Genomic DNA, 10,965 nt, shown 5'->3' on the forward strand with positions numbered 1-10,965 from the left:
GCGCACCGCCGGTGCGACTTGCCCCGCGATGTGTTTAACCTTTGCCTTTGGTCCGGGTCTGGTTTGGCCCGCTGTTCTTCTCCAGGTGCTCGATGATCATCCCGGCCACGTCCTTGCCGGTAGTCACCTCGATCCCCTCCAGGCCTGGCGAGGAGTTCACTTCCATCACCAGGGGCCCATGGTTCGAGCGCAGGATATCCACGCCCGCCACGCTCAGCCCCATCACCTTGGCTGCGCGAATCGCGGTCATGCGTTCTTCAGGGGTGATCTTGATCAGGCTGGCCACACCCCCGCGATGCAGGTTGGAGCGGAACTCGCCCGGCTTGGCCTGGCGTTTCATCGAGGCGATCACCTTGTCGCCGACCACGAAACAGCGGATATCGGCGCCGCCAGCTTCCTTGATGTACTCCTGGACCATGATGTTCTGCTTCAGGCCCATGAACGCCTCGATCACCGACTCGGCGGCCTTGGTGGTTTCGCACAGAACCACGCCGATGCCCTGGGTGCCTTCGAGCACCTTGATCACCAGCGGCGCGCCGTTGACCATCTGGATCAGGTCGGGGATGTCGTCCGGCGAGTGGGCGAAACCGGTGATCGGTAGGCCGATGCCGCGCCGCGACAGCAGTTGCAATGAGCGCAGCTTGTCGCGCGAGCGGGCGATGGCCACCGACTCGTTGAGCGGATAGACGCCCATCATCTCGAACTGGCGCAGCACCGCGCAGCCATAGAAGGTGACCGAGGCGCCGATACGTGGGATCACCGCGTCGAACCCTTCCAGCGGTTTGCCGCGGTAGTGGATCTGTGGTTTGTGGCTGGCGATGTTCATGTAGGCCCGGAGCGTGTCGATCACCACCACTTCATGGCCCCGCTGGGTACCGGCCTCGACCAGGCGGCGGGTGGAATACAGACGCGGATTGCGCGAGAGCACAGCGATCTTCATGCAGCACCTGTGACAGGGGAAAGGGTGGCCGGGAAGGCCGGTTTGTCCTGAACGTACTTGAGGCCGGGGTTGACCACCAGTTGGCCGTGGATCAATGCCTTGGATCCGAGCAACAGCCGGTAGCGCATGTTCTTGCGGCAGGCCAAGGTGAACTCCACCTCCCACACCCGGTCGCCGAGCGCCAGGCTGGTGCGGATCACATAGCGCGCCTGGGCCTGGCCGTTGGAGCTCTTGATGCGTTTCATGGTCACCAGCGGCGCCTCGCAGCGACGGTGACGCAATTGCACCACCGAGCCCAGGTGGGCGGTGAAGCGTACCCACTGCTGGCCATCGCGCTCGAACGGCTCGACGTCGGTGGCGTGCAGGCTGGAGGTGCTGGCACCGGTGTCGATCTTGGCGCGCAGGCCGGCGACGCCGAGGTCGGGCAGGGCGACCCACTCGCGCAGGCCGATCACAGTCAGGTGGTCAAATGTCTTCACGAAGCGTGCCCTGTGGATAAGGGGATGAACTGTAATGACGGCACGGATTTTTTGCATCCGTCAGTCACGGTAGTACAGTTCCGTGAAAGACAGAATTCGAGGAAAAACCATGGCACAAAAGCCTGAAGACGAAGACAAGGTTCGCCTGGACAAATGGCTGTGGGCGGCGCGTTTCTACAAAACCCGCGCGCTGGCCAAGGCGGCCATCGAAAGTGGCAAGGTGCATTGCCGCGGCGAGCGCTGCAAGCCGGGCAAGGAGCCGCGGGTGGGTGACGAGTTCGTTTTGCGCACCGGTTTTGACGAGCGCACGGTGCGGGTCAAGGCGCTGTCGGTGGTGCGTCGTGGCGCGCCGGAGGCGCAGGCGTTGTACGAGGAAACGGCCGAGAGCATGAAGCGGCGCGAGCAGGCGGCCGAAATGCGCAAGGCAGGGGCGATGGGCGTGACCACCGATGGGCGGCCTAACAAAAAGCAGCGGCGGCAGATTCACCAGCTGCATGGCAGTTTCGAGTAATCGCGGGCAAGCCCGCTGCCACGCAGGCACACGGTGGCAGTGGGCTGGCCCGGCGATCGATCAGGTGTTGCGCATGACGCTCATGCGTCCGATCAGCGGCAACTTGCCGAACAACCGGAACAGCGGCGCCGTCCAGCGCACCAGCGCCGCGCTGGCCTTGGCCGCCAGGGGGGTGTGGCAGCTCCAGCCCAGTGCCAGCACCGCCATCAGCAGGCCGCCGATGTAGTCGTCCTGGCCCCAGTGGGCACCGGCCACCAGGCGCGGCAGCATGAACAGCAAGGCCAGTGCCCAGATCACCAGGTGCTGCATCAGGCGGCGGCTGAACAGGCTCATGAACAACGCCCAGATCAGCAGCACCGAGGCGTGGTCACCCGGGAAGCTCTGGCTGGAACGGTCCTTGAGCTCCCATTTCTTTTCCACGTTCGGGTAGTAGTCGCTCAGGTGCACGGCGTTGTCGAACGTCATCGATGGGCTATTGTGTTGCCAACCCATTGCACTGACCCACTTGGAAAACAGCGCGCGAATCACCACTAACAGGAGCAGGGTCACCAGGAAACCAAAAAATGCCTGGCGCACCTGCACGGCCTTGAACACCCAGTCGCCGCGAATCAGCAGCGACAACATGATCAGCCCGACCAGGATGTCGAATGGACGCAGGCTGCCGACGGCCCAGATGGTACGCCAGACAACGTTGTCGGCCAGCGGGGCGTTGAGGCTGTGGAACAGCCATTCGTCGAAAGTCAGGCACAGGATCTGGCCAACGGGCCATAACCAGAAACACAGTAGAGCGATGGGCAGCAGCGTGCAGGCTGCCAAGGGTCCCCAGGACCACCTCGCTTGGAACAGTGGTCGATTGTCCATAAGATACCTCGATCTCCTAACGTGAAATGAGCGCCCAGCGAGCGCTCAGCGACGGACGTTTTAGTCCCGGATAATTATTTTGTCATCATTTTCAGATAGCCAGACAGCCATGAGCGACTTGCCAGATACCGATTTCACACAACGTTTCATCTTCGACGACCGCGATGTGCGCGGTGAAATGGTCGCGCTGGAACGCAGCTATGCCGAGGTGCTGGCCAAGCACGCCTACCCTCAGCCGGTGCAGCAACTGCTGGGCGAACTGATGGCCGCCGCCGCGCTGCTGGTCGGCACCTTGAAGTTCGATGGCCTGCTGATCCTCCAGGCGCAGTCCCAGGGCCCGGTCCCGCTGCTGGCCATCGAGTACACCAGCGAGCACGACATCCGAGGCCTGGCGCGCTACGAGGCCGATCAGATCAAGGCTGACGCCGCCCTTGCCGACCTGATGCCGGGCGGTCACCTGGTGTTGACCATCATTCCGGTCAACGGCCAGCGCTACCAGGGCACGGTTGAGCTGGACGGCAAGGACCTGTCGGAGTGCTTCACCAACTACTTCGTCATGTCGCAGCAGATCAACACCTGCATTTCCCTGGCTGCCGATGGCCAGCGCGCCCGTGGCCTGCTGGTGCAGCAACTGCCGGCCGAGATCCACAAGGACAGCGAAGAGCGCGAGGAAAGCTGGGCCCACGTGAAGGCCTTGGCCAACACCGTGAAAGTCGAGGAACTGCTGGGCCTGGACAACGAAACCGTGCTGCACCGCCTATACCACGAAGACGCTGTGCGCCTGTTCGACATCCAGCCACTGCGCTTCAAGTGCAGCTGCTCGCGTGAGCGTTCGGGCAACGCCCTGGTCAGCCTCGGCGAGGCCGATGCCACGGCATTGGTGGCCGAATGTGGCGGCACTGTCGAGATCGATTGCCAGTTCTGCAACGAGCGTTATCTGTTCGATGCCAACGATGTCGCGCAATTGTTTGCCGGCGGTGGCACCGAGGCGCCCTCAGAAACTCAGCACTGAAACGGTTCACTACAGGACTATCTCCTGTCGAATTGCGCAAAAGCGCAGTTCTGACAGGAGGGGCCTACTTTTTTTGGGCTTTTCTGGCATAATCCGGCCACTTTTTTCGCTGTAGTAGTTTTTTCAAGACGACTACAAAACGTTTGGAGCACTCGGCCTCGGGCCGGATGGGGTATCTCATGACGCAAGCCAACAACACCGTGTACACCGACCTGAGCGTCGATGAGCTGGTAAAAGAAGCGCTGTCCCGCGGTGAAGGCGTGCTGGCCGATACCGGCGCGCTGGTGGTGGAAACCGGTCACCGCACCGGCCGTTCGCCGGCTGACCGTTTCATCGTCGAAGAACCTTCCACCCAGGACCAGATTGGCTGGGGCCCGATCAACCGCAAGTTCCCGGCCGACAAGTTCGATGCCCTGTGGGACCGCGTCGAGGCGTTCAACAACGCCCAGGATCACTTCGTATCCTACGTTCACGTAGGTGCTGCGGCCGAGCACTACCTGCCGGTCAAGATGACCACCCAGACTGCCTGGCAGAACCTGTTCGGTCGTTGCCTGTTCATCAACCCGGCCCAGTACAACCCGGCTGGCCGCGATGAGTGGCAGGTGCTCAACGTCGCCAACTTCGTTTGCGAACCCGAGCGTGACGGCACCAATTCCGATGGCTGCGTGATCATCAACTTCGCCCAGAAGAAAGTGCTGATCGCCGGCATGCGTTACGCCGGTGAAATGAAGAAAGCCATGTTCTCGGTGCAGAACTTCCTGCTGCCGGCCGCCGACGTGCTGCCGATGCACTGCGCCGCCAACATCGGCGAAGCGGGTGACGTCACCCTGTTCTTCGGCCTGTCCGGCACCGGCAAGACCACCCTGTCGGCCGACGAAAGCCGTTACCTGATCGGTGACGACGAGCACGGTTGGGGCGAGGGCGTGGTCTTCAACATCGAAGGCGGTTGCTATGCCAAGTGCATCGACCTGTCCGAGAAGAACGAGCCGGTCATCTGGAAAGCCATCAAGCATGGCGCGGTGCTGGAAAACGTCGTCATCGACGATGCCAAGCACGCCGACTACGCCGACGTGAGCCTGACCCAGAACAGCCGCGCAGCCTACCCGCTGAGCCACGTAGCCAAGGTCTCCGAGAAGAACCTGGGCGGCGAGCCGAACGCAGTCATCTTCCTGACTTGCGACCTGACCGGCGTACTGCCGCCAGTGTCGATCCTGAACAACGAGCAGGCGGCCTATCACTTCCTGTCCGGCTACACCGCACTGGTCGGCTCCACCGAAATGGGTTCGGGCAGCGGCATCAAGTCGACTTTCTCCACCTGCTTCGGCGCACCGTTCTTCCCGCGTCCGGCCGGCGTCTATGCCGAGCTGCTGATCAAGCGCATCAAGGCGTTCGGCTCCAAGGTCTACCTGGTCAACACCGGCTGGACCGGCGGTGGCTACGGCGTTGGCAAGCGCTTCAGCATCCCGACCACCCGTGGCGTGATCGCGGCTATCCAGAGCGGCGCGCTGGTCGGTGCCGAGACCGAGCACCTGGACATCATCAACCTGGACGTGCCGAAGGCCGTTCCAGGCGTCGAGACCGAACTGCTCAACCCACGCAACACCTGGGCTGACAAAGCGGCCTACGACGCAGCGGCCAAGGGCCTGGCCGGCCTGTTCATCGAGAACTTCAAGAAGTTCGACGTTTCCGATGCCATCAAGGCCGCCGGTCCGCAACTGTAAGGTTGCGACACGGCTGAATGAAGAACCCGGGCCTGGTCCCGGGTTTTTTATTGCCGGGTGAATGCCTCTGGGGCATTTTTCTCATGCGCGCAGGGCATGGTCAGGCCCTGACTTGGCTGCAGCCCTTTGATTGCGGGGGCTGGCACAAGCATTCAAATCGAATAGATGTAAAAGTTCTAGAGTTAACATAAAAAATTACTTAATTGCATAAGCCTCTGACATCGATGATTCAGCCACACACCTGAATCGAGACCCCAGGAGTTTGAGCAATGGGTAATGTCCAGACGGCCGTCAGGGCCTACGACCAGCCATGGCACCCGGCAGCGGGTGACCTGGTCGAGCTCGGGCGCACGCTACGTCTGCCGCTTGGCCAGCAGCGCCTGCAGCGCGCGCCGGTCAGTGGCCTGAAGCGCCGCGACCAGCTGGCGCTGGGCTTGCTGGTGCTGGCGCTGCACGGCGCCGTGGCCTACTGGGTCAGCCAGGCACCGACCCCGGCGCTGCCGATCGTGCCGCCACAGATTCCACCCATGACCATCGAGTTCGCCGCGCCGGCACCGCCGGTCGTTGCCCCGCCGCCCCTGGCACCTGTGGTCGAGCCGCCGCCACCGCCGGTGGTCGATGAATTGGCGGCCAAACCCAAGCCCAAGCCAAAACCGCTACCCAAGCCGGTGGCCAAGCCCAAGCCAGAACCCAAGCCCGAGCCAAAGCCGGCCCCAGCGCCCGCTGCGCCACCTGTGGCCGCTGCGGCGCCTCCTGCGCCGGTCCCGGTGACGCCGCCGTCGGCCAACGCCGCATACCTGAAGAACCCGGCGCCGGAATACCCGCAGATGGCCCTGCGCCGTGGTTGGGAAGGCACTGTGCTGCTGCGCGTCGAAGTGCTGCCCAGCGGCAAGCCGGGGCAGATCCAGATCCAGCAGAGCAGTGGTCGCCCGGCCCTGGACGAGGCCGCGCTGGCCGCGGTCAAGCGCTGGAGCTTCGTCCCGGCCAAACAGGGCGAGGTGGCCCAGGCGGGCTGGGTCAGCGTACCCATCGATTTCAAGCTTCGTTAATTCGCGATCGCACAAAGGAAGGACTACATCATGAGCCTGTTGGCATCCCCTCTCGAGTCTGTTGAAAGCGCGGTCATCTGGCTGCTGGTTGGTTTCTCCGTCGCCACCTGGGCGCTGGCCCTGGTCAAGGTCGTGCAGTTCGTGCGCCTCAAGCGCCAGGACAAGCGCTTCCACCAGCAGTTCTGGGCCGCATCCAGCCTCGATGCGGCCGCGCAGATCAGCCAGGATCAGCCCGGGCCGGCGGCGCGGGTCGCCCAGGCCGGCTACGCCGCCATTGCCGTGGGCGAACCGGGCCAGGCCAGTGACCTGAGCCAGGCGATCAATCACCAGGACCGCCTTGAGCGTGCCTTGCGCCAACAGATCGTGCGCGAGCGGCGCTCGCTGGAAACTGGCCTGGCAGTGGTTGCCAGTATCGGCAGTACCTCGCCGTTCATCGGCCTGTTCGGCACGGTATGGGGCATCATGGAGGCGCTCAAGGGCATCAGCGCGGCGGGCTCCGCGAGCCTGGAAACCGTGGCCGGGCCGATCGGCGCGGCGTTGGTCGCCACGGGGGTGGGGATCGCCGTCGCGGTGCCGGCGGTGCTGGTCTACAACTACTTCCTGCGCCGCCTCAAGCTGACCGCCGCCGACCTCGACGACTTCGCCCATGACTTCTACGGCCTGGCCCAGAAGAGTGCCTTCCGCGTGCTGCTGCACCCGGCGGTGCACAAGACCCAGGCCGGTTACACCCAGCCGGTGAAGGAGGCCTCCTGACATGGCCTTCTCGACCCAGGACAGCGACGAAGTGTTGAGTGAAATCAACGTCACGCCCTTGGTGGACGTCATGCTGGTGTTGCTGGTGGTGTTCATCGTCACCGCGCCGCTGCTGACCAACGCCATTCCCATCAACCTGCCCAAGACCGAGGCCGTGGCCCCGGTCGAGCAGAAGGATCCGTTGGTGGTGAGCATCGATGGCAGCGGCAAGCTGTTCATCAACAAGGACGAAATCCAGCCGGACCTGCTGGAGACCAATCTCAAGGCAGCCAAGGACAAGGACGCCGAACTGCGCGTGCAGTTGCAGGCCGATGATAGTGTGAACTACGGCGAGGTCGCGCGGGCGATGGCGGCCATCGAGCGGGCGGGGATCAGCAAGCTGGCGGTGATTACCGCGCGCTGACCGGCGCAACCCTCTTCAGGCAAGTGCTTAGGGGCCATTTTCCTTGGCAGGGGATGGCCCTTTTTTTATTGGCGGCGCCTTTTGCGATCCCTGTAGGAGCGGCACAAGGCCGCTCCTACAGGGATCGCGTAGCTGTAAACTTTTTGTTATTAATAAATAGCTTCTTATTACTTTACGGATATAACTCCCTCCCTATACTTGCAGCCAAGCACGCAAACTTCCGGAGGCGTCCCCATGCGCAATGAGTCGATTCGTTACCTGGTTGTGCCGGGCTGGCAAGGATCGCCAGACAACCATTGGCAGAGTCACTGGCAGCGCAGCCTGCCCAACAGCGCCCGGGTCGAACAGCACGACTGGCTCACTCCGCAGCGCGCTGACTGGGTGCAGGCGCTGGAGCAGGCCATCGACGCCGAACGCACGCCCGTGATCCTGATCGCCCACAGCCTGGGTTGCGTCACGGTCGCCCACTGGGCCGCGCAGGCCAGCCCACAGCTGTTGCGGCGGGTGCGCGGAGCCTTGCTGGTGGCGCCGGCGGATGTCGAGCGAGCGACCTGCGCGCCGGCCTTGCGCAACTTCGCGCCCATCCCGTTGCAGGCGTTGCCATTCCCCAGCCAGGTGGTCAGCTCCGACAACGACCCGGCGGTGAGCGTGCCGCGCGCGTTGTATCTGGCCAGGGCCTGGGGCGCCGAGGCCGGGTTGCTGGCTGATGCCGGGCATATCAACGTCAAGTCGGGTCATGAGCGTTGGGAGCAGGGCTTTGTCTACCTCTATCGCCTGCAGGCTCGTATAGACCAGCGTGCCTTGCGCCGCGCCTGAGGCAGCGGTTTTCCTCGAACGCACTGAAGCCTCGGCACGTCATGACCGGGGCGGGAGCATTGCATGACTTTCCACAGCCCTTTCGGCCAGCCGCTGCTGACCTTCCCCGAACAGGACAAGAGCCCGTTGAGCATCCGGGCCAAGGCCCTGGTGTTCGTCGATCCGCGCTCGCAGGCGTTGCGCCAGGCCCTCGAGCGCTTGGCGCCGCAACCGCTGCCGGTGCTGATTCGTGGCGAAACCGGCACCGGCAAGGAACTGCTGGCGCGGCAGATCCATCGCGCCAGCGACCGCGGCGGCCTGTTCGTCTCGGTCAACTGCGCGGCGATCAGCCCAACCTATGCCGATGCCGAATTGTTCGGCTACAGCGCCGGCAGCCAGGGCGGCACCGCCAGCAGCCGGGCCGGCTGGTTCGGTTCGGCCAATGGCGGCACGCTGTACCTGGATGAAATCGCCGACCTGCCGCTGGCCATCCAGACCAAGCTGCTGGCCGCGCTGGAGAACCGCGAGGTAACCCGGGTGGGTGCTGCGCACCCGCAGCAGGTGGACGTGCGCCTGGTGGCTGCCTCCAGCATCGACCTGGCCAGGGCGGTGCAAGCCGGGCGCTTCAACGAGCGGCTCTACCACTACCTGCACGAAGGCGAACTGGCCCTGCCAGCGTTGCGCGACCGTATCGGCGACATTCTGCCGCTGGCCGAATACTTCGTCGGCATCTACAGCGTGCGCCTGGACCGCCCCGTGGCGCTGATCAGCGAGGCCGCCCAACAGGCGCTGGAGGCCCATGCCTGGCCGGGCAATACCCGCGAACTGGAAAACGTCATCCACTTTGCCCTGCTGGTCAGTGACGGCGAGGAGATCCGCCCCGAGCACCTCGACCTGCCGGACCTCGCTCCCTTGGCCAACCTGGCCCGCCAACTGGCGCAACTGGGCAGCAGCGGCGAGCCGCAGACCCTCGATACGCTGCGCCGACTGCTTGCGGAAAACCTGGTGAGGCTCGGCCAAGCCACGCCCTAGAGCGCCGGGCAGGCGCTCATAAGCAAAGGGGGTGATGGCCATTTGTTTTTGGAATAAGCAGCTAATCAAAAGATATTGTTACGGAATAAAAAATCCCGGTATCGTCGGTTGCATGTCCACCCGAACGGATGGGCACCCGACTCGCCATCTGCGATGGCCCAGCTCCAGAACAAGGATCACCATGAAAAAGACCCTGCTGACCACCGCCCTGGCCGCCGCCCTGTCGTTCACTGGCCTGGCCAACGCCGCCGAAAAACTGGTGGTCGCCGCCACGCCCGTGCCGCACGCTGAGATTCTCGAACTGATCAAGCCGACCCTGGCCAAGGAAGGCGTGGACCTGCAGATCAAGGTCTTCACCGACTATGTCCAGCCCAACGTGCAGGTCGACCAGAAGCGCCTGGACGCCAACTACTTCCAGACCCTGCCGTACCTGAAGAACTTCAACGAAGGCAAGGGCACCCACCTGGAGACCGTGGTCGGCGTGCATGTCGAACCCTTCGGCGGCTACTCGAAGAAGGTCAAGAGCCTGAGCGAGCTGAAGGACGGCGCCACCGTGGCCATCCCCAACGAAGGCAGCAACAGCGGCCGCGCCCTGTTGCTGCTGCAAAAGGCCGGGCTGATCACCCTGAAGGACCCGAAGAACGCCCTGGCCACGCCCAAGGACATTGCCGAGAACCCGAAGAAGCTCAAGTTCAAGGAGCTGGAATCGGCCATGCTGCCGCGCGTGCTGGACCAGGTCGACCTGGACATGATCAACACCAACTACGCCCTGGAAGCCGGCCTGAACCCGGCCAAGGACGCCTTGGTGATCGAAGGTAGCGACTCGCCGTACGTGAACTTCCTGGTGGCCCGTCCGGACAACAAGGACAGCGCCGCCATCCAGAAGCTGGCCAAGGCCCTGACCAGCCCGGAAGTGAAGGCGTTCATCGAGAAAAAATACCAGGGCGCGGTACTGCCGGCGTTCTGATACGCGGCTTCGACCAGCCCTGGCATGAAAACGCCGACGCCATTGCGTCGGCGTTTTCGTTTGTGGCGTTGCCGGTGTTCGCTACGCGTTGCCCAGCGCCCGGCGCAGGGCCAGGAGCCAGAGCAGCTGTTCGTTAGAGGTCGGCGAGCAAGGGCTGTTCATCGTTATCGTCCTTGTAAGGGTGATGGCCGTGCAAGACAGGATCTGAACCCCTTTGAGGGGCAATCTTGCCGAAAGATCCCTACACGATGAACGATTTTTATCCTTAGCCCCGCCAGGGATATCGATATGCAATATGGGTATTTATAAAAAGTTTTTTATACCCGTAAAGTCTGTCCAACGTGCTTACCGGCACAACGCCATCTCTTATGAACGACGCCGAGCGACCCTCGTGCCGACCCTGGACGCACCCTATGCCGTACCCTGGTAATCCCGTGCCGAG

The 10,965-nt window shown here is 63.2% G+C and carries 12 protein-coding genes; 9 read left to right on the top strand and 3 right to left on the bottom strand.

What is annotated here, in order from left to right:
• Positions 1–34: 34 nt before the first annotated feature.
• Both rimK and rimB read right to left on the bottom strand, forming a co-directional pair.
• Positions 35–940, bottom strand: a complete 906-nt coding sequence (rimK, locus tag ACODS5_RS21125) for a 30S ribosomal protein S6--L-glutamate ligase (protein ID WP_011531656.1) — start codon at positions 938–940, stop codon at positions 35–37.
• Entirely contained in the window at positions 937–1,419 is a 483-nt protein-coding gene (gene rimB / locus ACODS5_RS21130; protein ID WP_134692903.1) for a retropepsin-like aspartic endopeptidase RimB, read from the bottom strand. The genes rimK and rimB overlap by 4 nt, the downstream gene beginning before the upstream one ends.
• 109 nt (positions 1,420–1,528) lie before the next feature.
• Between rimB and ACODS5_RS21135 the strand changes: the two genes are divergently transcribed.
• Positions 1,529–1,930 (top strand): RNA-binding S4 domain-containing protein, encoded by a 402-nt coding sequence (locus ACODS5_RS21135; protein ID WP_489109586.1) that lies wholly within the window; start codon positions 1,529–1,531, stop codon positions 1,928–1,930.
• A 60-nt stretch (positions 1,931–1,990) separates the two neighbouring features.
• Here ACODS5_RS21135 and ACODS5_RS21140 read toward each other — a convergent pair whose 3' ends face one another.
• Positions 1,991–2,791, bottom strand: coding sequence for a phosphatase PAP2 family protein (locus ACODS5_RS21140; RefSeq protein WP_489109587.1), 801 nt, complete (start codon positions 2,789–2,791; stop codon positions 1,991–1,993).
• A gap of 109 nt (positions 2,792–2,900) precedes the next feature.
• Here ACODS5_RS21140 and hslO point away from each other — a divergent pair, with 109 nt between their 5' ends.
• The 8 genes from hslO (at position 2,901) to ACODS5_RS21180 (ending at position 10,523) form a co-directional block, all read left to right on the top strand.
• The gene (gene hslO, locus ACODS5_RS21145; RefSeq protein WP_489109588.1) at positions 2,901–3,803 is read left to right on the top strand and encodes an Hsp33 family molecular chaperone HslO; all 903 of its coding nucleotides are present in this window, start codon (positions 2,901–2,903) and stop codon (positions 3,801–3,803) included.
• A gap of 179 nt (positions 3,804–3,982) precedes the next feature.
• A complete protein-coding gene (locus ACODS5_RS21150) occupies positions 3,983–5,524 on the top strand; it encodes a phosphoenolpyruvate carboxykinase (RefSeq protein WP_489109589.1) in 1,542 nt (513 codons plus the stop codon).
• Between the two features lie 269 nt (positions 5,525–5,793).
• Complete coding sequence (locus ACODS5_RS21155) at positions 5,794–6,573, top strand: energy transducer TonB (protein WP_489109590.1); 780 nt, start codon at positions 5,794–5,796, stop codon at positions 6,571–6,573.
• 30 nt (positions 6,574–6,603) lie between these two features.
• Entirely contained in the window at positions 6,604–7,326 is a 723-nt protein-coding gene (locus ACODS5_RS21160; RefSeq protein WP_489109591.1) for a MotA/TolQ/ExbB proton channel family protein, read from the top strand.
• Between the two features lies 1 nt (position 7,327).
• Positions 7,328–7,729 (top strand): ExbD/TolR family protein, encoded by a 402-nt coding sequence (locus ACODS5_RS21165; RefSeq protein ID WP_489109592.1) that lies wholly within the window; start codon positions 7,328–7,330, stop codon positions 7,727–7,729.
• A 234-nt stretch (positions 7,730–7,963) separates the two neighbouring features.
• Positions 7,964–8,545 (top strand): alpha/beta hydrolase, encoded by a 582-nt coding sequence (locus ACODS5_RS21170; protein WP_134692910.1) that lies wholly within the window; start codon positions 7,964–7,966, stop codon positions 8,543–8,545.
• 63 nt (positions 8,546–8,608) lie between these two features.
• Entirely contained in the window at positions 8,609–9,556 is a 948-nt protein-coding gene (locus ACODS5_RS21175; RefSeq protein ID WP_489109593.1) for a sigma 54-interacting transcriptional regulator, read from the top strand.
• 181 nt (positions 9,557–9,737) lie between these two features.
• Positions 9,738–10,523, top strand: a complete 786-nt coding sequence (locus ACODS5_RS21180; protein WP_134692912.1) for a MetQ/NlpA family ABC transporter substrate-binding protein — start codon at positions 9,738–9,740, stop codon at positions 10,521–10,523.
• Positions 10,524–10,965 lie beyond the last annotated feature (442 nt).

It is taken from the genome of Pseudomonas sp. FG47 (assembly GCF_057809115.1).

What these genes read in the sequence shown, in the direction of transcription:
- ACODS5_RS21135 (WP_489109586.1), top strand. Translation starts at nt 1,529, where the DNA reads ATGGCACAAAAGCCTGAAGACGAAGACAAGGTTCGCCTGGACAAATGG.
- ACODS5_RS21165 (WP_489109592.1), top strand. Translation starts at nt 7,328, where the DNA reads ATGGCCTTCTCGACCCAGGACAGCGACGAAGTGTTGAGTGAAATCAAC.
- ACODS5_RS21175 (WP_489109593.1), top strand. Translation starts at nt 8,609, where the DNA reads ATGACTTTCCACAGCCCTTTCGGCCAGCCGCTGCTGACCTTCCCCGAA.
- ACODS5_RS21170 (WP_134692910.1), top strand. Translation starts at nt 7,964, where the DNA reads ATGCGCAATGAGTCGATTCGTTACCTGGTTGTGCCGGGCTGGCAAGGA.
- ACODS5_RS21160 (WP_489109591.1), top strand. Translation starts at nt 6,604, where the DNA reads ATGAGCCTGTTGGCATCCCCTCTCGAGTCTGTTGAAAGCGCGGTCATC.
- ACODS5_RS21150 (WP_489109589.1), top strand. Translation starts at nt 3,983, where the DNA reads ATGACGCAAGCCAACAACACCGTGTACACCGACCTGAGCGTCGATGAG.
- ACODS5_RS21155 (WP_489109590.1), top strand. Translation starts at nt 5,794, where the DNA reads ATGGGTAATGTCCAGACGGCCGTCAGGGCCTACGACCAGCCATGGCAC.
- ACODS5_RS21180 (WP_134692912.1), top strand. Translation starts at nt 9,738, where the DNA reads ATGAAAAAGACCCTGCTGACCACCGCCCTGGCCGCCGCCCTGTCGTTC.
- rimK (WP_011531656.1), bottom strand. Translation starts at nt 940, where the DNA reads ATGAAGATCGCTGTGCTCTCGCGCAATCCGCGTCTGTATTCCACCCGC.
- ACODS5_RS21140 (WP_489109587.1), bottom strand. Translation starts at nt 2,791, where the DNA reads ATGGACAATCGACCACTGTTCCAAGCGAGGTGGTCCTGGGGACCCTTG.
- hslO (WP_489109588.1), top strand. Translation starts at nt 2,901, where the DNA reads ATGAGCGACTTGCCAGATACCGATTTCACACAACGTTTCATCTTCGAC.